This is a genomic window from Agrobacterium sp. FDAARGOS_525 (genome assembly GCF_003938925.1).
Classification (GTDB): Bacteria; Pseudomonadota; Alphaproteobacteria; order Rhizobiales; family Rhizobiaceae; genus Agrobacterium; species Agrobacterium pusense.
Genome location: NZ_RKIU01000004.1, coordinates 1,167,501 through 1,189,552, shown reverse-complemented (window position 1 = coordinate 1,189,552; position 22,052 = coordinate 1,167,501). Strand labels below are relative to the sequence as shown.

The 22,052-nt window shown below is 59.4% G+C and carries 14 protein-coding genes, 1 tRNA gene, 2 rRNA genes and 2 pseudogenes; 6 read left to right on the top strand and 13 right to left on the bottom strand.

Going from position 1 to position 22,052, the window contains the following annotated elements; translation table 11 throughout:
- Positions 1 to 116: 116 nt before the first annotated feature.
- Positions 117 to 2,678, bottom strand: a pseudogene (locus EGT36_RS21865) (strawberry notch-like NTP hydrolase domain-containing protein); the annotation flags it as partial.
- 219 nt (positions 2,679 to 2,897) lie between these two features.
- Between EGT36_RS21865 and EGT36_RS21860 the strand changes: the two are divergent.
- Entirely contained in the window at positions 2,898 to 3,716 is an 819-nt protein-coding gene (locus tag EGT36_RS21860; protein WP_097143006.1) for an alpha/beta fold hydrolase, read from the top strand.
- On the opposite strand, the gene EGT36_RS21855 is transcribed toward EGT36_RS21860, so the two are convergent.
- On the bottom strand, positions 3,709 to 4,713 hold the full coding sequence (locus EGT36_RS21855; RefSeq protein ID WP_172965694.1) for a C2H2-type zinc finger protein: 1,005 nt from the start codon (positions 4,711 to 4,713) through the stop codon (positions 3,709 to 3,711). The two genes, EGT36_RS21860 and EGT36_RS21855, sit on opposite strands and share 8 nt — an antisense overlap.
- A 355-nt stretch (positions 4,714 to 5,068) precedes the next feature.
- On the opposite strand from EGT36_RS21855, the gene EGT36_RS21850 reads away from it, so the two are divergent.
- Both EGT36_RS21850 and EGT36_RS21845 read left to right on the top strand, forming a co-directional pair.
- Positions 5,069 to 5,305 (top strand): hypothetical protein, encoded by a 237-nt coding sequence (locus EGT36_RS21850; protein ID WP_097143008.1) that lies wholly within the window; start codon positions 5,069 to 5,071, stop codon positions 5,303 to 5,305.
- Between the two features lie 30 nt (positions 5,306 to 5,335).
- On the top strand, positions 5,336 to 5,992 hold the full coding sequence (locus EGT36_RS21845; RefSeq protein WP_097143009.1) for an SEC-C metal-binding domain-containing protein: 657 nt from the start codon (positions 5,336 to 5,338) through the stop codon (positions 5,990 to 5,992).
- 116 nt (positions 5,993 to 6,108) lie between these two features.
- Here EGT36_RS21845 and EGT36_RS21840 read toward each other — a convergent pair whose 3' ends face one another.
- Together EGT36_RS21840 and EGT36_RS21835 are read right to left on the bottom strand one after the other, a co-directional pair.
- A complete protein-coding gene (locus EGT36_RS21840) occupies positions 6,109 to 8,268 on the bottom strand; it encodes a ParB/RepB/Spo0J family partition protein (RefSeq protein WP_097143010.1) in 2,160 nt (719 codons plus the stop codon).
- A 174-nt stretch (positions 8,269 to 8,442) separates the two neighbouring features.
- On the bottom strand, positions 8,443 to 9,636 hold the full coding sequence (locus tag EGT36_RS21835) for a DUF932 domain-containing protein (protein WP_097143021.1): 1,194 nt from the start codon (positions 9,634 to 9,636) through the stop codon (positions 8,443 to 8,445).
- Positions 9,637 to 10,020: 384 nt separating this feature from the next.
- On the opposite strand from EGT36_RS21835, the gene EGT36_RS21830 reads away from it, so the two are divergent.
- Together EGT36_RS21830 and EGT36_RS21825 are read left to right on the top strand one after the other, a co-directional pair.
- Positions 10,021 to 10,527, top strand: a complete 507-nt coding sequence (locus tag EGT36_RS21830; RefSeq protein ID WP_097143011.1) for a hypothetical protein — start codon at positions 10,021 to 10,023, stop codon at positions 10,525 to 10,527.
- A 21-nt stretch (positions 10,528 to 10,548) separates the two neighbouring features.
- Positions 10,549 to 11,856, top strand: a complete 1,308-nt coding sequence (locus EGT36_RS21825; RefSeq protein WP_097143012.1) for a hypothetical protein — start codon at positions 10,549 to 10,551, stop codon at positions 11,854 to 11,856.
- A 67-nt stretch (positions 11,857 to 11,923) separates the two neighbouring features.
- On the opposite strand, the gene EGT36_RS21820 is transcribed toward EGT36_RS21825, so the two are convergent.
- The 4 genes from EGT36_RS21820 to EGT36_RS21805 are packed head-to-tail and all read right to left on the bottom strand — an operon-like array spanning position 11,924 to position 16,056.
- Positions 11,924 to 13,918 carry an ATP-binding protein gene (locus tag EGT36_RS21820; RefSeq protein WP_097143013.1) on the bottom strand — a complete coding sequence of 665 codons (1,995 nt, stop codon included), beginning with the start codon at positions 13,916 to 13,918 and terminating at the stop codon, positions 11,924 to 11,926.
- Position 13,919: 1 nt separating this feature from the next.
- Positions 13,920 to 15,308: an SIR2 family protein gene (locus tag EGT36_RS21815; RefSeq protein ID WP_097143014.1), complete on the bottom strand. Its 1,389-nt coding sequence runs from the start codon at positions 15,306 to 15,308 to the stop codon at positions 13,920 to 13,922.
- Positions 15,305 to 15,757 carry a PIN domain-containing protein gene (locus EGT36_RS21810; protein WP_097143015.1) on the bottom strand — a complete coding sequence of 151 codons (453 nt, stop codon included), beginning with the start codon at positions 15,755 to 15,757 and terminating at the stop codon, positions 15,305 to 15,307. The genes EGT36_RS21815 and EGT36_RS21810 overlap by 4 nt, the downstream gene beginning before the upstream one ends.
- Positions 15,754 to 16,056 carry a hypothetical protein gene (locus tag EGT36_RS21805; RefSeq protein ID WP_097143016.1) on the bottom strand — a complete coding sequence of 101 codons (303 nt, stop codon included), beginning with the start codon at positions 16,054 to 16,056 and terminating at the stop codon, positions 15,754 to 15,756. Before EGT36_RS21805 ends, EGT36_RS21810 begins: the two co-directional genes overlap by 4 nt.
- Positions 16,057 to 16,408: 352 nt before the next feature.
- Here EGT36_RS21805 and EGT36_RS31115 point away from each other — a divergent pair.
- Positions 16,409 to 17,575: pseudogene (locus EGT36_RS31115) on the top strand (recombinase family protein); the annotation flags it as partial.
- Here EGT36_RS31115 and EGT36_RS31110 read toward each other — a convergent pair.
- From EGT36_RS31110 to EGT36_RS21780, 5 genes are all read right to left on the bottom strand, one after another.
- The gene (locus EGT36_RS31110) at positions 17,549 to 17,884 is read right to left on the bottom strand and encodes a hypothetical protein (protein ID WP_286084299.1); all 336 of its coding nucleotides are present in this window, start codon (positions 17,882 to 17,884) and stop codon (positions 17,549 to 17,551) included. The pseudogene EGT36_RS31115 and the gene EGT36_RS31110 sit on opposite strands and share 27 nt — an antisense overlap.
- A gap of 69 nt (positions 17,885 to 17,953) precedes the next feature.
- Positions 17,954 to 18,229 (bottom strand): hypothetical protein, encoded by a 276-nt coding sequence (locus EGT36_RS31105; protein WP_235906895.1) that lies wholly within the window; start codon positions 18,227 to 18,229, stop codon positions 17,954 to 17,956.
- A gap of 73 nt (positions 18,230 to 18,302) precedes the next feature.
- Positions 18,303 to 18,379: transfer RNA gene (locus EGT36_RS21790), tRNA-Met, on the bottom strand.
- A 219-nt stretch (positions 18,380 to 18,598) separates the two neighbouring features.
- Positions 18,599 to 18,713 (bottom strand): 5S ribosomal RNA (rrf, locus tag EGT36_RS21785).
- Positions 18,714 to 18,977: 264 nt separating this feature from the next.
- Positions 18,978 to 21,776 (bottom strand): 23S ribosomal RNA (locus tag EGT36_RS21780).
- Positions 21,777 to 22,052 lie beyond the last annotated feature (276 nt).

Below are 22,052 nucleotides of genomic sequence, written 5' to 3'. Positions count from 1 at the left end.
GACATCATGATTATCCAAAGCGGAAACCCGAAAATGAATCAGAAGAACAACAGTTTGAAACCCCGAACTCAGCATAACGCCGACGCGGCATATTATGTCTTATCCGGAGCTCCGGATAACACATATTCGCGGGGCGTGATGTCCACGCGGACGTCGTTCCATTCCTCGGTCGGGATCTCGGCAAGCCGCCGTTCCATCAGCGCTTCACCGGTCGAGACGATCTGGATCACGGCGGCATGGCCGTGCTCGAGGTCGCGCTCGAGCGAGCGGATCAGGGTCGGCGTCTTCATCGACGTCAGCAGATGGCCGAAGAAGCGCTGCTTGGCCGACTCGAAGGCCGAGCGGGCGGCCGACTTGGCCTGCCTGTTCAGCGTGCCGTCGCTGCCGGTGATGTTGGCGGCCTGCATCGCTGCGTCGAGATGGTTATGGATGATGGCGAACGCCCCGGCATAGGCGTCGTAGATGCGGCGCTGCTCGTCGGTGAGCTGATGCTCGACCAGTTCGTATTCCACGCCGTCGTAAGAGAGCGAGCGGGCGGTGTAGAGGCCGAGCGAGCGCAGATCGCGAGCCAGGACCTCCATGGCCGCGACGCCGCCGTCCTCGATGGCCTCCACAAATTCGGCGCGTGTGGCGAAGGGGAAATCCTCGCCACCCCAGAGGCCGAGCCGCTGGGCATAGGCGAGATTGTGGACGGTGGTGGCGCCGGTCGCCGAGACATAGACGACGCGCGCATCCGGCAGGGCGTGCTGAAGCCGGAGGCCAGCGCGCCCCTGTTGCGAGGCGGCAACGTCGCCTCGTTCTCCCCTGCCGCCGCCGGCGTTCTGCATCGCATGGCTTTCGTCGAAAATGATCACTCCATCGAAATCGGAGCCCAACCATTCAACGATCTGCCGGACGCGCGAAACCCTCTCGCCACGGTCGTCGGAGCGTAGCGTGGCATAGGTTGTAAATAGGACGCCTTCCGAGAGCGTGATAGGCCCGCCCTGCGGGAAGCGCGAGAGCGGCGTCACCAGAAGGCGCTCCATGCCGAGAGCCGACCAATCGCGCTGCGCGTCTTCGATCAACTTGTCGGATTTACTGATCCATACAGCCTTGCGGCGGCCGCGCAGCCAGTTGTCAAGGATGACGCCAGCCGATTGGCGTCCCTTCCCCGCGCCGGTCCCGTCGCCGAGCATGAAGCCGCGGCGGAAGCGGACGGCACGCTTGGCGTCGGCGGGCGCGGCCTGGATGACATCGAAGGTCTCGTCCACTGTCCACGATCCAGCGAGATATTCGCCATGCGCCTCGCCGGCATAGATGACGGTCTCCAACTGCGCGTCGGACAGGAGGCCGAGAATGTTCGCGGGCAGCGTCGGCCGATAGGCCGGCTTCGGCGGCGCAATGCTCGCCATCGCTGCCGACTGCACCAGCTTGGTCGGATGGGCCGTCGAGCCGGGAATACGGATCGACTGCAATCCGTATTCCTCGTAAATGGCGTCCGTCAGATGCGCGCCTTCGGCCGCAGTCCAGTCCACGGTCTCATAGGCCAGCTCGATGCCTTCTGGATCGGCGGCCACAGCAGCAGCCGGACGCGACGAAGCCGAGCGCGCGAGATAGCCGCGCACGGATCGTGGCGTTGCCGCCGAGCGTGATGCTGTGGTTTCCGGCAGCGTGACCGGCAACCGCGGCGGCACCTGAGCCTCGATCCAGCCCAGCAGCGTGGCGACATCGGGCGCGATCCCCGGCGCAGCCGGGAAGACGGCCGGATCGTCGGCGGGCAGCTTATCGATGACGGTGAGCCGCGTCGGAAAAGTCGTGCCATGTTTGCGATAGACCGAGCCGGCGACGGCGGAGGTGAAGACGATGCGGCCACGCTCCTGCAACCGCGTGAAGGCGTCACGCCAGTCGGCAAGATCCGGGCCGACATTGGCGCCGGTGATCGTCACCAGCCGCCCACCCGGCGCGAGGCGGTTCAGCGCCGAGGCGATATGGCGAAAGCCTGCGTCGGCGACACGGCCTGAGACGTTCGCGAGCGCCGAGAACGGCGGATTCATCAGCACCACGGACGGTACGGCTTTCGGTGCGAGATGATCGTCGATCTGGGCCGCATCGACGCGCGTGACGGTGTTGGCTGGAAACAGCGAGGCGAGCAGATCGGCGCGGATTCCAGCCAACTCATTGAGGAGAAGCGTGCCGCCGCTGATTTCGGCCAGAATGGCGAGGAGGCCCGTGCCGGCCGAAGGCTCCAGTACGCGATCGTCCGGCGTGATCGCCGCCGCCGTCAGGGCCGCAAGCCCCAAAGGCACAGGCGTCGAGAACTGCTGGAGCGCCTGAGATTCTTCCGAGCGGCGTGTATGGGTCGGCAGAAGCGCGGCTATTTTAATGAGCGCTGAAAGACGCAAAGCCGGCTGTCCTGCTTTACGGAACAGCGTCTTTCCGTATTTGCGCAGGAACAGGACGGTCGCTATCTCGCCGGCCTCGTAAGCCTCCTTCCAGTCCCAGACACCCGACGCATCGGAGGCGCCGAACGTCGTTTCCATGGCGACACGCAGCATGCCGGTGTCGACTGGTTGGCCGCGTTCGAGATGGGGAAGCAGCAGATTGGCCGCGGCGAGTATAGCGGCAGACGGAGCGGCCGGTTCGCGATCGAGCGGAAGCGGTGCGGCAGAAGCATCGGCCGCGGGCAACATGATGTACATGGAGTAGTCCTCGTGAGAGCGGGAACAGGACAAGCCCCGTCAGCGCTCTCTCTCGACCGCCGGGACTCGCCCCGTCCCACGGCCCTCTTCCTTTCCAACAACCGCCGTTACATGCAGATCTGCACATTGCGCCGTTCCCCCGCGTCGTGAACATGTGCGGCTACCGTCTCCGTCAAATCCGGGACGGCGACGTGAACGACAAGCGACACGAGAGAACATATGGAAGAACAGTTTTTCGACACATCAGACGGCAGAATAGCCTTTTACGATAATCGCGCCGATGGGCTTGCGCTTGTGATGTTGCACGCCAACTCTATTTGCAAAGAGAGCTTTGCGCTCCAGATCACCGCCTTCGGGAACACGTACCGAACCATTGCCATCGACCTGCCCGGTCACGGAGGCTCATCCGACGCGACAGACCCACGCCGAAGCTACAGCATGACCGGCTATGCGAACGCCGTTTCCGAATTGTTGGCCGGGATCGGCGTCACACGATACGCGCTGCTCGGCCATTCGCTCGGTGGCCATATCACTCTGGAACTGCTCGCGCGTGTCGAAAAGTCGATTGCCGGCGCGATCATTTTCGGTACGCCGCCGATCGAGAACAGCATCGAGGGACTGATCGCCGGCTTCGTGCCCAGCCCGGACATGGCCTATACCGGCAGCCTCGTCATCACCGAAGAACAGGTCGGGATGATCGCCAGGATGGCGCTCGGGAAACAGGACGAGGGCAATGAAACATTCCTCGCCGCTATCTGGCGCACCGACGGTCGGGCGCGGCAATATATGATGGAAGACGCACAGGCCGGCAAAACCAGCGACCAGCGTAAGGTGGCCGAAACGACGGCAATACCCCTGCTGATCATCAACGGCGCCGACGATCCGGTCGTCAATCTGGACTATGTCGACAGCCTCTCTTACCGGAACGTCTGGACGGGCAAGCCAATCCGGCTCGCCGGGACAGGGCATGCCGTCCATCGCGAGGAGGCGCAGGCGTTCAACAGACTGCTGGCCGAATTCCTCGAAACGATCACCTGATCAGACCGGCGCATCCTCGCTTGCGTAAAAACGCCTGCATCGCTTCCGAGATCGGCGGCTCGATGTCGAAGACACCGAACCTCTGACGAAAGCGATCCCACTGGCGCCCCAACAGACCCCGGCGCCGCGCATCGGGGCACATCCATATCCAGTCGAGCCGCCAGGGGTGGTCGCCGCGTCCAGCCGGCTGGGGGCGAAACGCGCAGGCTCCGACAATCCGATCCGCGTCGTCGGAAAACAGGAATCCGACCGCTTCGCCATCGTGATCGGGATCGATCTCCCATTGCACGAAGTCGTAGCCGAGCTCGCGCTTGAACTCCAACGCCCGATCATAGACCGCCTTGCGTTTCCATTTCGGAGACGACGCATCCACCCAGGAAGCGTCGAGATCGCGGGACAACGCATCGGCGAATTGCCGGTTCGGCTTCGGATCGATGATGGCAAAACGCTTGCGGTGGAACGACCGGTGCGCCTGTTCGTCGGTTCGCAGGCCCTTGACGTAGAGCATTCCGCAATCGGGGCAGGTCACGGATTGTGTTTCCGGCCGCTTGCGATATTTCGGGGCGACGATCTTCAGCCACAGTGGCTCACCATCGTCATCAATTACATACTCCAGTCGGTAACCCGATCCGGTCTTGTGTCGCATCGTGCGCATTCCCCGCCATGGCCGGTGAGGCGCCGAGAGGGTTACAGGCGGCATGCGATGACGGTTCTGCTCATAGAAGAGAACCGAGATCTCGTCCTCGTTCAGATGGGAAACCGGCGGAATTGCCCCCATGAGCCGAGCGCACAAGATCGTCAGGTCGCTCCGGAAACCCAGCCGTTCGATGAAGATGCAAAAGGCGGCGGTATCGATCGCGGAAAGCATGGAGTGACCGAAACCGTCATCGAGACGATGTTTCGGGCGCGAGAAGACAGCGCGGAACGGCAGGTCCAGCGCGGCGGCGAATTTTTCGATATCAATGACCGCAGGCGGATCCAATCTGCGGTCGAGCATAAGCAGCAAATCTTCGATATCGGCTGTCGATGCCCATCCAGTCTCAGTAATCCTTGTAGCCAACGAAGCCGGAAAAGGGCGATCGGACGGTTCCGGTCTTTGCAACGCATCCCATATCGCCCGGATCGTTTGTCCTTCGATTTCCATGCGCCCTCCCAATGCAACGACGAATATTGTTTCGCCGGATATTCAAACTACTATTCCGAAGGAAATAAGAAGGAGAAAATCATAAATCGGAACTGTCCGCCATTGGTTGAGATATCATCCCTGTACAGGATGATTCTTGGTGCAGATATGGCCCGTCTTGTCGATGACGCTATGGTGACGGGAGTGCATGGGTTATGGAGGCCGAAAAATGGTAACAGTCATCTGGGCGCCGCCCGACATGCCGGACGAACGTCACATCGTTGTGCGCGTTCACAGGGACGGCGTTCCCGGGACGAGTGACAAAGGTTATTTTCACATCAGCGACGAAAAGGACTGGGGAGGCTCCGGTCCCTTCGACATGCTTCTGAACGAGGTGATAGAGCGGGCGAAGGAGCAGGCCGTCGACCGGGGCCTGTCACATGTCGTCGTCGTGCGTCGTGACTGATCGCCGTAACACCGAACCCGGGGGATCGGCGTGCCCGCAATCAGCACCGACCTGTTCAAGAAGAGCTATACGACGTCGCCGAAGGAGCTAAGCCCGGCCGTACGGGCGTTCTGCGCCGGTATCAATGCCGACGCCAAGCCGTCCTACATCGCAGTCCAGCCCGATAATGAGGCGCAACCGTCAGAATGCTTCAACAATGTCGCGGCCAAGGTGGACCGTGACGGCGGATCGCTCGTCTACGGCTGGCTGATCTGGGAATGGCCGCGCGTGTTCATCGAGGCGGAACATCATGCGGTTTGGGAGAAGGACGGGGCGTTGCTCGACATCACCCCGCCGATAAACGGTGAGACTAGAATCCTGTTTCTCCCGGACCGTGCCCGCACATACGATTTCGTTGGGCAAAAGCGGCTGATCAACATCAAGAAGAGCCTCGGCCAGTTTGCCAGCGTTCCGGATTGGATACGGGCTGCCGACACGTTGCAGCGAACCATCGAACGGCATTCCGTGGGAAACCAGTCCACCATGGACCGCACCTATCTCGCAGCACTCGGACGAGACGTCCAGCAAAGCCTTGGCGCCGTCTTCGTCGATCTCGCTCGCAACACTGGACCAAATGACCGCTGCTTTTGCCAGAGCGGCAAGAAATTCAAGAAATGCTGTTCGCCATTGATACAGCTCCATCCTTGAATTGTGGGTCGGAATTTTGAACGCAAAATAAGAAAAGGCGCTCCGCCGGACAGCGGAACGCCATTTCTGAAGAGCAGCGCAATTGCGGGGCCGATCATACCGGCCCCGCATCACGATTATTCGGCGGCGATCATCGCACCATGATTGCCGTCAGTGTCGGCCTCACCCTCGTCGTCGCCCGCGAGGAAATCAGGAAGCGCTTCGTCGACGCCGCCTCCATCGGCCAATGCGCCCATCGGAGCGTCCCCAACCGCAGCCTCGTCGAGATCGGTCAGGCGCAGCGGCTCGGGCAACCAGCCGCTTTCGGTGAGCAAACGCTCGGCTTCCCGCGCCATGTCGCCCTTCTTCAGATGGGCGATCAGGTCTGCCGCCCGGTCGCCGGAGCCTTCGCGGACGGCGGCGAGGATGCGAGGCTTGGTGACACGGCCGAGATAGTTCTCGACCGTGGGGCGGAAGCCAGCGTTCACCATGTCGAGACCAGTGGCGCGCGCCAGCCGATGAGACTCGGCCATGCGGCGATCGAGGGCTGCCTGCGAGATGCCGGAGGCGCTCATCGGGTTCGGGCGCTCATAAAGCGCGTTGATCCCGTAGGCGACGCAATGGGCGAGCAGCGCCTGGCGGCTGGCGTCGTCGAGTGCAGCGAGCCAATCCCAAAGCGCGTTATCGTCGGCCGGAATATCCGCTTTCCATCCCTCATGCCGCTGGTTGACGGACTTCGCATATGGAGCATCGGCGAGATCCTTGCCCTGTTCACGGAAGAAGACATGACTGACCGAGGCTTGAATGCTCGCTCCACTGGTGGAGGTTCGATGGAACGTGTCGCGCACCAACTTGTGCAACAGGGCCGTGAGCGCGACATGCGGATTGGCACCGACCGCATCGCGGAGCGCTAGCGAGCGATGTGCAGTCAGTTCGATCACTAGCCGTTCGGGCAGCGGCTTGATGACGTCTTGCTCGTCTTCATCCTCCGGCTCGGCCGGCTGGCCGCCGATAGTGATGACGGCGCGCTGGATGGCGCGATCGGCCGCTATTGCCGCGGCCGGAGTGTCGTGATCGATATTGCTCTCTTCAACATCATCGGCAAGCGGAGCTTCGTCCTCGGGGCGGACATAACCGCGATCTAAGAACAGATCGCCATCACGATCGATGCTGACGAAGACGCCGGCGCGGGCGATTTCCGCCGGATCGTAGATCACCGGACGGTGCTCGAAGGCGTCGAGCGCCTGCTCGATCTCGCCAAGGCGCTCATCGATCTCGTCCGGCAGTTCGTCGGCTTCCCCATATTCGGCCTCGAGACGATCATATTCGTCCCGAAGCGCCTCACGGGCGGCACGCTCTTCGTCAGATAGATCGGCAGCCGTACCGACAATCGCCCGCAAGCCGTCATTGTACCCATAGGGGAAGTTGACGGCGAACTCGACCCACTTCCAGCCTTCGCCGGCAATTTCCTCGGCGACGGTCTTCAGCTTTTCGCCGACCAGGCGATCGAGCAGGATCGGATCTTGCAGCCATCCGCCGTTATCGCTCTCGAACAGGTCTCGCAGGACGTAGCCGCCCGCCGCCTCGTAGGCGTCGATGCCGACAAACACGGCGCGCTTGTCGGCCGCGCGTACCGCCGTCTCGGTCAGCATATGGCGAATCTGCCAGGGCTCCTTCTGCCATCCGTCCTTGATGGACGCCCAGACCTGTTCCTGGCGAGCATGGTCCTCGGAGACGGTGAAGGCCATGAGCTGCTTCAGCTCGATGCCGTCTTCGGCGTAGATGTCGAGCAGCATCGGCGAAACGGATGCCAGGCGCAGGCGCTGCTTGACGACGTTGACGTCGATGAGGAAGGCGGCGGCGATGTCTTCCTCGGTCATGCCCTTGTCGCGCATGGTCTGGAAGGCGCGATACTGGTCGAGCGGATGGGGCGGCACGCGCTCGTCATTCTCGGCGAACGAAATCTCCTCCATCAGGATGTTGCTGGCGGCATCGCCGACGACGCAGGGGACCGCCGCGGTGTTTGCGAGGCGCTTCTGTTTCACCAGGATTGCGAGGGCCTGATAGCGGCGTCCTCCGGCAGGCACTTCGAACATACCGATTTCCTGACCGTCCGCATCGAGGACAGGCCGGACGTGAAGGCTCTGGATCAGGCCGCGACGCGCGATCGAAGTCGCCAGGTCCTCGATCGAAACGCCGGCCTTGATGCGGCGGACGTTCGACTGGCTCAAGACGAGCTTGTTGAAAGGAATGTCGCGCGAGGACGACAGGGTGATTTTCTGAACAGCAGTAGCCATCGGGGTGGTCTCCGCGACGGGCGCCGAGAGCCTTTCTCCCGACCCAATACCCGTCACGAAGCGAAGCGCCGCCCTCTCACTCTAGGAGGGCAGCGCCACGAAACCGGCGAAACGGAAAGGCACAAATGTGCAAAGCCGGAAATACGGAAATCCGCATTCCCGGCTTGAAGGATATCAGGCTGCCCGGTCGAGCAGCTTCTTGGCCTTAGCCTCCATGTCGAGGCGCGCATCCTGATGCGGCTTGTCGCGCGCAACGGCGGTGATGCCGGCCACGAAGTCGAAGATAGACTCGGGCGGCCTGCCCTCTTCGGCGAGCACCGTGTCGATGATCTTGCCGGTCTCGGCCTTGGAGAAGCCTCGCTTGCGCAGGAAGTCGGTGCGGTCCTCGTCGCTCTTCGCCACGATCCGCTCGCGGGCCGCCTTGATGCCGTTGATGAAAGGCACCGGTGAGGAATTGGCGAAGTTCAGCAGCGCGGGAGCCGCCTCGTGCGCGAAACGGGACGCGGCATATTTGGAGTGTCGGATGGTGATTTCCTCGAAATCCTCGACGCCCCACAGATTGCGATTTTGGCAGACCGCCCGGAGATAGAAACTGGCCATGCCGAGCGTTTTGGCTCCAACTTCCGAATTCCAGACATAGAAGCCCCGGAAGTAGAGGTCGGGCGAACCGTCCGGCAGACGCCCGGCTTCGATGGGGTTGAGATCGTCCACGAGGAAGAGGAAGACGTCCCGATCGGAAGCGTAGAGCGTGGTCGTATCCTTGGTGATGTCAACACGCGGATTGTAGATGCCGGTCGACCAGTCGAGCACGCCCGGCACCTTCCAACGGGTATCCCCGGTGCCGTTGCCGGCGATCCGCTGCACGGCCTCGACCAGCTCATAGTCGTAGATGCGTCCGTAGTCAGGGCCGGTAACGGCGCGTAGTTCGACACGGCCGTCGTCGGTTTCGAGCGTCTTGATCTGCTCGGCGCGGTTGGACGTCAGACCGTATTGCAGGTTGATGCCAGCAAGCGCCGCAGGGAGTTGGCGCAGATAGGCGGCGGGAGCGCCGACCTGGCTGGCGAGCTGACCGAAGCTCCAGTGCGTCGGCGCGACCGGCGTGTCTGAGCCCGGCAAGATCAGAGAGAGGTGTTCAGCGTCTGTACGACTCGCCTCTACATGAATGAGTGCGCTTTCCACTACGCGCGTCCGGCTACGCTCGGCGCGGCCGCGCACGGAATCCATCAGTTCATTGAGCGAGAGATATCGCTCATCCGCAGGACGCGAGAACCATTCCGAGGATACCCGGCCGATGCGCTCGCCACGGCTGACATCCACCTTGTAGCCACCACTCGCGTCACGGCGGCCATCGAGAACCTGCATATTCATGGAACCAATCTCCATGACGGGCGCCGGAGACCTCTTCTCCAGCCCTCAACCCGTCATGGAAACCCGATCCACACTCTCACTATTAGGGGGCGTTGCGGGGTCTCCCCGCAGAAGGGGGTGCGCCGGCGACCTTGGCGCCGGCCAGGGGGAAGGCTTTCCCCATCCGCTTGCGGCCAAGCTGATGCTCGCCCCGTGTGTGCGGCTCGCGAGAGCGAAAGAGAGAGCAGGCATTCGCCGTAGCTGTCGCTGCCATTTCTTCTTTCTAAACAGGGACGTTAAGTCGCTATACTGTGAATACATTGCATTTCAGTATTTATCGGCCCAGCAGAAGAAATTATCATAAACGATATTGCTGGAGGCGCGTTTTTAATGGGGCTGGGGACTATGACAAAAACGACAAACGAAACGCACAGGAAGACATCCAAGAAACCCTACAATGAACGATCCGATCTCGAGAAGCTGCAATCGCAGTGGAACAAGCTGTCTGGCCTTCATTTGAGGGATGAGCCTTCGGCAGCGATTGTGCGTTGCGCAACCGCTGCCGAGATCGCTGCGAACTACGCCATCCGAACCGAATGGGCTCGCCAAACCGAATTCGACGCAACGATCATCGACCAGTTCCTGCGGTGGGCGAACGGCCTCCACGGCAAGGTCACCCGCCTGTTCGTGCCCATCTATTTCGCTCACCCCGCGAAGAGTCAAATCGGGAAGACACTCATCAAGTCCGCCGAGAACATCAATGCCGTCCGAAACGCAGTCGTGCATCAAGGCACGTTCAGCAATGCAAAGGAGGCCGAGGCTGCGATTGCTGAAGCGAAGACGTTCATTAACCTGATCGTCGGCCTTTCGATTCCTGACTTCGACATTACCGCTAAGGCGAGTAGCAATTAGGACCAGCGCTTGGGGGGACGGATGAACGTTGTGAGTGCAACTGCCGAATTGTGGGATGTCGACGTCACGATCGGCCTGACGACCCATACAAAGCACAGACATGTTCCCAGCCCGGTATCACCCCATTTCGAAGCGCCTCAGGCCGCGTCGACCCTGACGTTCTCTCCCGTCGCGCTGGCGGCGGCCGTCGCCAGAACGGCGACGACACGTCAGGCGCGAGCGCAACTGCTGGCCGGCCTTCAGAAGAGCGCACTCGCTCAACTGGAATGCCTGATCTCGAACACGTCGATGTTCAAACTCACGGATGACTTTGCGGACCTGGCTGATACCGAACGGACCCTGTTCACCGCACGGTGCGGAGCCGGGATAACCGATCTCTATATGAACGCCTTGGGATATGTCTGGCGCGCGAATGCGGCCTGCCTGTCCAGCGCGCTCGATCCCCACGCCGACTTTCTTTACGATGGCGGGAACGTCGATGGCCACGGTGTCGTGCTGGCTGAAGCCCACGGTTCATTCGCTGCCAACGCCACGGCAAAGACTGTCGCCGCGCAAGCAAAGCGTAAATATGCAAGGCAGGTGAAACCCTATGTGAATGTGGAGTCGCCCTTCGGCCACATCATCCACGGCTATTGCGTGGCCTTTGGCTCGAAGCCGGGTACGTCTGGCGCCTTCCTGAGCGTAGCCGAAACGCGGATTACGAAACCAAGGAAAAAGGCTCCGCCGCCCGCGAGCGAGCCGCCTGTTGCCCGCGGCGTGACGACGCAAATGGCGCTGGCGACACACCGGTCGAACTTCCTGCTGATGGGTATAAGCCCTGTCGTCAATTGGATCGACTGGATCAATACGGCTGGCGAGTTTCCCGTGGAATCCGGACCAGTCACCTTCGTCCGATTTCCCTATGCCGGCCGCTGGTATCTTGGCAACGCTTTCTCGATCTGGCCGGCTCTACGTCCCTATTGGTGGCACGATGAGCTCTGGGACGATCCGAATTGGCGACGGCTTGCCATTCGAGACACTATCGTTCGCGGTTTGCTGGGCGAGTCGGTTGGTTGGTTCGTCATGGAGGAGACGGCCTGCAGGGCGTTCCTCGATAGCCTCACCGGAATCATCCGAGCCGGTAGTGAAGATCGTCCCGAACGACTTGGCCTGCCCAGCTTTGATCCCGCTGGTTTCAGTATTAGCGAGGACAGCCGGGGGCGGCGTGCCGACGGCTCTGACTATAATTACGCGCTGTTCCGCGACGGCCTGGCCTTGGTGGGCGATCCTTTTCGCCCGCGAAAATTCGAGACGAGGCGATGGTCGCCGAAGGAGGGATTCGACAGCTAGCGGCGATGCGCCAGAGGACCGGGGAGCGCGTCGCATAGGCCTCAAATACCGAAGCAGTTGGCTTTTTCTATGCTCCCCAGGCGTCGATGATTGTGCCCAGAGGAAATGGGGTCTTTTCCTTCGACCATTCGTGGTACGGCGCTGCTGTCTGGCTGTATGGGCCGGGCTCCGGACGATCGAACTGGACCCGCGTCGGTATATGGAATGCGCTTCCAAAAACAATCGCCTCGCCTGACGACAATATCGTCACCTGGTCGAGCAGACGCCGCGCCTGCATCGGGATGATCCGGCGGAAATGGTCGATGTCGTCCGGGTTTTGCAGACGGTGGCTGATGAAATTGGCGCACTGGCTGATGATTGTCTGGCTGATCTCGCTCGGGCGTTGGCTGGCGATGATGAGCGACAGTCCGAACTTGCGCCCTTCCTTTGCGATTCGCTCATAGGTCAGCCGGGCCAGACGATGACCGCGATCCTCGTCCGTACGAGCTGGTCGGGCGTAATTGTGCGCCTCTTCCAGCACGAGTACCCATGGGTGCTTGTAGCGTGACGCCGCGGGCAAGCGTTCCCGCGCTTCCAGCAGCACGCGCCCGATGACGGCGCAGGCATAGGGAAGCACTTCGTTGCTCAGCATCGAAAGGTCGAGCACGGACACCTTCGGACCTGTGGCGGCGCCCAAACCAAAGCGAGAGAACCAGGCGGATAGATTAGTGATGGCGGTGTCAGCGTCTTCGTAGTTCAGGAATGCGCGCCACCGCTTGTCGTCGAGGCGCGTCTTCAACCGCAGCTTCAGCGTCGTCAAATGGGCGTCCACCCTGAAGGTATCTTCCTTCGAGACGGCGCGATTGATCAGAGACGGATCTGTCAGCGTCGCACGCGCGATCGGGATCGGCGAATCTGCGGTGCGCGCGCCTGCCTCCGCCGTATCGCTACCGCCGACAATCTTGATCCGGATAGCGTCCTTGAGTTTCTCGGCTTCGGCCGCGATCGCAGCCTGATTGCCCATTACGTCCTGGTTGTACTGATCGACACTGCGATGAGTCTTGAAAAGGGCTTCGAAGGCCGCGGTGTCGATGTCGGCATCCGCGAGGTGGCCCACAATGGCGTCGCAGTAAGAACCTGCGAACTTCCTTTTCACTTTCGTCAGTTCGCTGAGAAGCTGATCGAGCGCGCTCATTGCATTTTGCAGCGAACCGAGGCTGGCGGCAGCCGTAGCGTTGCCGCCCTTCGCGATCGCCCACCAGTCCTTCAGCACGGGTTCCTGCGTCTGCTCCGATGCGCTTAGCCATGCGCAGATCTCTTCCGCGTTCAGGAACCAGAGCGGGAGGCTGAACTCCTTGCCATTGAGATAGATGCGATCCGGTAGGCGTGTCTCAGCCACAGTGGCGGGAAAGGCTTTGGCGTATTCACCATTGATGTCGAGAATGAAGACGTGCGGCTCCTGGGCAGCACCATCCAGCGCCTTCATTGCCTTCTGGATAAGGCTCGACACTGAGAAGGATTTCCCTGAGCCCGTGTTTCCGACGATCGCCAACGGCCTGGAGAACAGGTCATTGTAGGACGCCCGCACGACGTTGCGCGCCTGGCCGGTCGGAAAACCGATTTTGAGGTCGTAGTCGAAATCTTTGGCATCGTAGCCTTCCGGCCTGTTGCGACGGGGTGGGATCTCGAATATCGCGCGCAGGATGTCGGGCGATCCGATTTCTGCCGGCGTGTCCAGCGTCGGCAGAACGGATATGCCTGGACTGAAAGATGGCTCATCATCGGCGTGCTCGATGGTGCCCAACAACTGCACACTGGCAATCCGGCGTGGCTTCATGAGTTCCAGACTGAGATCATCTCCGCTGGAAGGGTCGAAGCTTTCCCGCGCCTCGAGATCGGTGATGATGCCGATGACGGTTTCGCCCGCACCAAGCGAGAAGGTAAGATAGGCATTGATGGCGATCGCTGCCTGAACTCCATCGAGGGTCGCCCGCAGCGCCGATCGGGTCTCGGGCAGCAATTCCACCTTCACCCGGAAGCCCTGAACTGAAACGATATGGCCGATGAGACGTGGATTATCCATCCTACACCACCGGATCAGGTTCGGTCGCCGTCGTGGAGGAGGCAATCTGCTTCTCGAACCGCCGCAGGCGCAAGAAGTCGTCCAGCCATTGCACGTCGGGCATTACCGAGCGGGCGAAATCGTCAAAGGTGGCGTGCCTGAACTTGGCGACAGCAAAGGCGGCGTCGGTTGGAGTCAGCACGAAAGCGCGTTTGCCGAGGTCCTTGTAGCGGCGCACCCGCTCGATGACGGGGCTCGCTGGATTAGGCTCAACTACGAGCATCACCAATGACGGATTCATGAGCGCATTTTCAATAATGCGACTGACGTGATCGTCACCGAAGCCGTAGCCAAGAACGAGCAGGAAGGTCTGCGGAATACCGAGACGAACCTGAAAGGAGCGGAAGAGATGCGCGTAGGGCATCGTCAGGGTCTGCGCGAACTTGTTGGCGGTTGGCAGAATTCCAACCGATGGCGTACCACCCGCCAAGTCGACGAGGGCGCCGCCCTTTTCGTCCGGCTTGAGGCTCGCATAGGTTTTGAAGGGAGCGAGATCAGGATGCCGCGCACGCATCTCGCCGTCCTGCTCAAACCAGTGAATGGAGCCATGCAGCTTGTAGAAGTGCAGGAACTTGTCGAAGCGTCTTACGCGACCTTCGGCAACCTCGCCCGGATAATAGATATCGAGCCCGTAAACCGAGGGATCGAAGCGGGCAGCGGCACGGCCGGTGAATCCATCGAAGTACTGGATACCGAGAAGTTCGAGGGCCTGCTCGAAGAGGGTATCGTAGTTCAACGTGAAAAGGTGGGTTCGGCCGAGGTTGCTGTCGCGCGCCACGAGCTTGGAGAGAAACGCTAGCTGCGGAGCGATCTGACTTGCGGACTTCGCCTTGGCCGTATCAGGCAAGGACAGCGCACACTCGGCGAAAATCGACATACGCAGACGATCGACGAACCACTTGAGATCGTCCAGGCTCGGTGCTGGTGTGCCCGGCCATGAGACGCCGGAGAACGGCGCGTCCTTTGACTGTCCAACCACAAGTGCATTAGCGACAAAGGACAGCCAGGCCTCGAACCCCAACGTCGGCTCGTCCAGAAGATCGGCCAGCGAAACGGCATCCTGCCGCGCCTTGATGATAGGACCAATAGAGGCCGGCACATCGGATAGAGCCTCAATGGTCGCAAAGACGGCAGTTTCGAGGTTCGCCATCGTCTTGCCGCCCGCCGAAACCGACGTGCCGGACCCCGTCAGAACGACGAGGTTTTCCATCCGCAACCATTCGGAGATCAGAGCCTGGAGACGAACGCGCCCCTGCTTCTGGTCGAGCCCAAGCAGAAGATCGCCGGCGTTGCCGTCTTCCGTCAAACCAATGAGCTGATACTCGATAGGTACAGGCGGCGCAGCCGTCATTGTTCTATTCCCCCCCCCTCCAAGCCGCGGCGCAGCGGATTTATGATCTGGAGCCCCACGAAGTCTTTTTCGTTGTCCGTCACCACAACACAGTCATTTGCGCCTGCGACGGCCGCAATGATCATATCGAGACCGCTGCGAGGGCGCCCAGCCATCTTGCCCTCCGCCATGAGCCGCGCCCAGAGCAGACCGGCTTTATCGTCGAAGGACAGGATACGATCCGCAAACAGTGCCTGCGGCCCCTCTGAGCCCGCGAACCAAGCGTCGAGGCTGTCACGCTTCTTGCCTCGCGGCTTTTCCAGAATGCCACGCCGGATTTCGGCGATCGTCAGCGAGGCAATAAACAGGTTCTCGTCGCGCTGCTCGCCCATCCAGTCCAGCAGCGACTCCGACGGCTTTGGCTTTACGATATTGCTGATGATGTTGGTGTCGAGAAGATAACGCGTCACAGATCGACCTTGCGCCCCTCTTCACGGGGACGGGAAAGGTCGAGTTCGGCGCCGACAAGCGGCGATCGCCGCAGAGCGGTTAGGATATTTCCGGGCTTAGGCGGCTTGCCGCCGACGGCTGTCTTGACAGCCGCACGGACGTCTTCCGCTTCTGGACCTTCTTCAGCGAGACGACGCGCAAGGGTGCGGATGAGTTCGCGGTCGGATTCAAGCGCCATGATCTCGAAACGCGTGAGCCCTCGCTGCGTCAGGCGTGTTCGATAATTCTGCGTAGCTCTTTTCTGTGCGGCATTGCCCATGGCTATCCTCCATGCTATGTCTGGATATATAGTCCAGATTTGTGGCGCAGACAAGCGAGGACAGGGTGGCAGAACTGGTTTTAGAAAATCTCGGCAGACCGGAGCAAGGTCAGTATTTTCCGTCTTCCATAACGCACTTCGCTACGCCAGATTTCGCTTGCACCGACGACTCTGCGCCGAATGTCGCCGAATATTCGCCCGTGATTGCAGTTGCTTATACTTCCGTTCGCGCCAATCTTAAAGCCGATCTACTTGCAATCGGCTTCGAATGGCTCAGCGATGAATTCTGGCAACCGCCCAAAGCAAAGGAGTGCGCTTCGGCTCAACGAGCCGGAATTGACGCTCTTGCGCCGTGGCGACGGTCCGGACCCGCGTCTGGTCGAGTTGGTTCGTCTGCTCGCCCGTCGTGCCGCGCGGGAAGCGTTCGAGGAGCAGACGCGGGAACGCGGGACAACCCGCTCCTGATACGACAGGAGAGTGCGTTTTGAAGGTCGCGATCTACGCCCGCTATTCATCCGACAATCAGCGCGACGCTTCTATCGCCGACCAGCTTCGCATCTGCCGTCTCCATGCCGAGAAGCAAGGGTGGCAGGTGGTCGAGGAATACACCGACCACGCAATCTCCGGCGCCTCTCTCCTCCGTCCCGGTATCCAGGCACTAATCTCTGACGCGACCCGTGGCCGTTTCCGCTACGTGCTGGCCGAGGCCATGGACCGCCTCTCACGCGATCAGGAGGATATCGCCGGCCTCTTCAAACGCATGGCGTATTCGGATGTGAAGATCGTCACTCTTTCGGAGGGCGAGGTCACCCATCTGCATGTCGGCCTCAAAGGCACGATGAACGCCCTGTTCCTGAAGGACCTGGCCGATAAGACCCGCCGGGGACAGCGTGGCAGGGTCGAGTTAGGCAAGTCGGGTGGCGGAAACGCGTATGGTTATGATGTGGTAAAGAAGTTCGACGGAAACGGTGAGCCGGTCCGCGGTGACCGGACCATCAATGAGTTTCAGGCTGATGTCATCCGCCGGATCTTCCGCGACTATGCCGCCGGAAAATCCGCCAAGCGGATCGCCTTCGAACTGAACAAGGATGCTATATCCGCGCCGGGCGGCGGCGATTGGGGCTTCAGTACAATCAATGGCAATCCAAAAAGGGGCAACGGCATTCTCAACAATGAGATGTATGTCGGCAAACTGATCTGGAACCGCCAACGGTTCATCAAGGACCCAGACACGGGTAAACGCCAGGCGCGGATGAACCCCGAGGCGGAGTGGATCACCCAGGACGTGCCGGAGTTGCGTGTTCTCGACGAGGATCTCTGGCAGGCCGTGAAGGAGCGCCAGAAGACCGTCAAGCAAAACCGGAACGACGATAACGAGACCGAGAACCATTTCCGCGAGCGCCGGCGTCCCAAATACCTCTTCTCGAGCCTGACCAAATGCGGTTGCTGTGGCGGTGGCTACTCGATGATCTCAGCCGATCTGGTCGGCTGCTCAACGGCACGCAACAAGGGCACCTGCGACAATCGCAAGAACATTAGGCGCGATCAGCTTGAGGCACGCGTTCTCAACGCGCTGCGGCATCACCTTATGGAACCCGCGCTGTTCAAGGAATTCTGTGACGAGTTCACCCACGAGATGAATCGGCTGCGCATGGAAGGGCGGGCGTCGATCGATCAAGCCGAGGCTGAGGTCACACGGATCGACCGCGAACTGGACAAGCTGATGAAGCTCATCATGGCTTCCAGTGACGACGACGCGCCCACCCGCATGATGAAGCAAATGAAGGATCTTGAGGCTCGCCAGAAAGAGCTGAAAGCGTTCCTGCAAGAGGCGGAGGAGCCACCGCCCCTCCTGCATCCGAACATGGCTCACCACTACCACGTTCAGGTCGACGAGCTATACGCGGCGCTTCAGGAGGATTGTGAGGCCAAGCGGATGACTGCCGCCGACCTCATCCGCTCCCTCGTCCGAGAGATCATCCTGACTCCGGAAGACGATGAACTGAAGATCGACGTGCGCGGCGAACTGGCTGGCATTCTTGCGATTTCGCTCAAAGGCAAAAGGCCCGCCGCAGGGGCGGGCCGATCGCAAGTTGAGATGGTTGCGGGGACCGGCATTGGCCAGAACTTGGCCGGTTCCCAAGCTGAGATGGTTGCGGGAGGGCGCAACCATCAGAACTTGCGGACGCAAAAAAGCCGCCCGGTCAGGGCGGCTGATGTGCGCGATTTGGTATCGCAATTTGAGATGGTTGCGGGGGCAGGATTTGAACCTGCGGCCTTCAGGTTATGAGCCTGACGAGCTACCGGGCTGCTCCACCCCGCGTCCAGCGCATTCGGCAAGGCCGAATGTCGCGGTTACGTCGTTGCTTTAGCGACGACGGATCTTTGCCGGAGTAAATTGCGGAGCAATTTATCTCCTGTAAGGGACGCACTTGGCGTTTTCCTTAAGTTTTGTCTTAAACTGCAAAAGGCCGCTTTTGGCGGCCCTTTTTTTTCGGCTGGGCCGAGGGATGTGATGAGAAGATTTTGATGCGTTTTGCAGACCTGGCAGCGACCTACTCTCCCGCGTCTTGAGACGAAGTACCATTGGCGCTGGGGCGTTTCACGGCCGTGTTCGGAATGGGAACGGGTGCAGCCGCCCCGCGATAACCACCAGGTCGGCAAAACGCAACATTGTTCATGTTTTCACATGAACGTTATTTTCGAGAAGCTGGAGAGCTCAAGGCTCTATTTAATTTACACGTCGTTTCTGTGACTTATCCGTATGTTGCCTTGCTCGAGGTCGAGCGTGGCGCCCATACAGGACGCTAGTCCGTCGCCAATCGTTTGGCGCGCCGTCTGCAGCGTAGTGGCCGAAGGCCACGTCAGCGTGAAGACAGAACAGATCATCAAGCTCCGCTTGATGAGCATGAACAATGGGAACGAAGAAGTCGATCGAGCTATTAGTAACGGTAAGCTTCACACATTGCTGTGCTTCCACACCCGTCCTATCAACGTGGTCGTCTTCCACGGCTCTGATAGGGAACACTCGTTTTCAGGTTGGTTTCCCGCTTAGATGCCTTCAGCGGTTATCCATTCCGTATATAGCTACTCTGCTATGCCCTTGGCAGGACAACAGATCCACCAGAGATACGTCCATCCCGGTCCTCTCGTACTAGGGACAGATCCTGTCAATATTCCTACACCCACGGCAGATAGGGACCGAACTGTCTCACGACGTTCTGAACCCAACTCACGTACCGCTTTAAATGGCGAACAGCCATACCCTTGGGACCTGCTCCAGCCCCAGGATGCGATGAGTCGACATCGAGGTGCCAAACAACCCCGTCGATATGGACTCTTGGGGGTCATCAGCCTGTTATCCCCGGCGTACCTTTTATCCGTTGAGCGATGGCCCTTCCACACGGGACCACCGGATCACTATGACCGACTTTCGTCTCTGCTCGACTTGTCAGTCTCGCAGTCAGGCTAGCTTATGCCATTGCACTCGACGACCGATTTCCGACCGGTCTGAGCTAACCATCGCGCGCCTCCGTTACTCTTTCGGAGGCGACCGCCCCAGTCAAACTACCCACCATACACTGTCCCGGATCCGGATAACGGACCGCGGTTAGACATCCACGAAGATAAGGGTGGTATTTCAAGGATGGCTCCACAGAAACTGGCGTCCCTGCTTCAAAGCCTACCACCTATCCTACACATGCCTTGGCGAATGCCAGTGTAAAGCTATAGTAAAGGTGCACGGGGTCTTTCCGTCTGACCGCAGGAACCCCGCATCTTCACGGGGAATTCAATTTCACTGAGTCTATGTTGGAGACAGCGGGGAAGTCGTTACGCCATTCGTGCAGGTCGGAACTTACCCGACAAGGAATTTCGCTACCTTAGGACCGTTATAGTTACGGCCGCCGTTTACTGGGGCTTCAGTTCAGAGCTTGCACCCCTCCCTTTAACCTTCCAGCACCGGGCAGGCGTCAGACCCTATACGTCGTATTGCTACTTCGCAGAGCCCTGTGTTTTTGATAAACAGTCGCTACCCCCTGGTCTGTGCCACCCCATCATACTTGCGTACAAAAGGGTCACGCTTCTTCCGAAGTTACGCGTGCAATTTGCCGAGTTCCTTCAACATAGTTCTCTCAAGCGCCTTGGTATACTCTACCTGACCACCTGTGTCGGTTTCGGGTACGGTCTATACGGTGGAGCTATTTCCTGGAACCTCTTCGCCGCCCAACCAATCCAATAAGGTTGAACAACACACGAGATCCGTCACTACCACCAGGCCCACGAATATTAACGTGGTTCCCATCGACTACGCGTGTCCGCCTCGTCTTAGGGGCCGGCTAACCCTGCTCAGATTAACTTTAAGCAGGAACCCTTGGTCTTTCGGCGAGGGAGTCTCTCACTCCCTTTATCGTTACTCATGTCAACATTCGCACTTCCGATATCTCCAGCAGCCCTCACGGGTCCGCCTTCACAGACTTACGGAACGCTCCGCTACCACTTGCATTGCTGCAAATCCTCAGCTTCGGTGCATGGCTTTAGCCCCGTTACATTTTCGGCGCAAAGACCCTTATTTAGACCAGTGAGCTGTTACGCTTTCTTTAAATGATGGCTGCTTCTAAGCCAACATCCTGGTTGTTTTGGGATCCTCACATCCTTTCCCACTTAGCCATGACTTGGGGACCTTAGCTGGAGGTCAGGGTTGTTGCCCTTTTCACGACGGACGTTAGCACCCGCCGTGTGTCTGCCGACTAGTACTCCTCGGTATTCGGAGTTTGGTTAGGATCAGTAAGACGGTGAGTCCCCATAGCCCATCCAGTGCTCTACCCCCGAGGGTATTCGGTCGACGCTCTACCTAAATAGATTTCGCGGAGAACCAGCTATTTCCGAGTTTGATTGGCCTTTCACCCCTAGCCACAAGTCATCCCGAACTATTGCAACAGTTATGGGTTCGGCCCTCCAGTTGGTGTTACCCAACCTTCAGCCTGCTCATGGCTAGATCACTCGGTTTCGGGTCTAATGCAACTAACTCAATCGCCCTATTCAGACTCGCTTTCGCTGCGCCTACACCTACCGGCTTAAGCTTGCTAGTTACACTAAGTCGTTGACCCATTATACAAAAGGTACGCCGTCACCCTTGCGGGCTCCGACTGTTTGTAGGCATCCGGTTTCAGGTTCTATTTCACTCCCCTCGTCGGGGTGCTTTTCACCTTTCCCTCACGGTACTTGTTCGCTATCGGTCATGCACGAGTACTTAGGCTTGGAGAGTGGTCTCCCCATGTTCAGACAGGATTTCACGTGTCCCGCCCTACTCAAGGACAATGACTGTTCTACGCGTAAGGGGCTATCACCCTCTATGGCCGACTTTTCCAAATCGTTCCGCTTTATTCATCATTGCCACTGGCCTGGTCCGCGTTCGCTCGCCACTACTTGCGGAGTCTCGGTTGATGTCCTTTCCTGCAGGTACTTAGATGTTTCAGTTCCCTGCGTTCGCTTCTTACCCCTATGTATTCGAAAGTAAGATACCTTATCACAATGCTTGGAAACCCAGGCCGTTCGTTAAAACAGACTGGATTTTCCAAGCATTTAAGGTGGGTTGCCCCATTCGGAGATCCATGGATCAAAGCTTATTCGCAGCTCCCCACGGCTTTTCGCAGCGTATCACGTCCTTCTTCGCCTGTGCATGCCAAGGCATCCACCAAATGCCCTTAATTCACTTCTTCGTTCTCATTGTCTATGCTCATCCATAGCCGCTCCAAAGGAACGGCAACCTGATTACCTTTTACAATCAAGTCTTTCCTGATGACATCGACGTGTCGGTACGGTCTTCATTGAGGGCACGCCGGTGCACCTCGAAGCCATACCATTAAGACCAGCTTCTCGAGATATCATCCGGTGATGCGCGGTCAGGCAACATCAATCCAGCATTCCCATCAGATGAAGGTCTAAACCTTCAAACAACAAAAATGCCCAAGGACAAGCTTTCCTACCTACCTCCA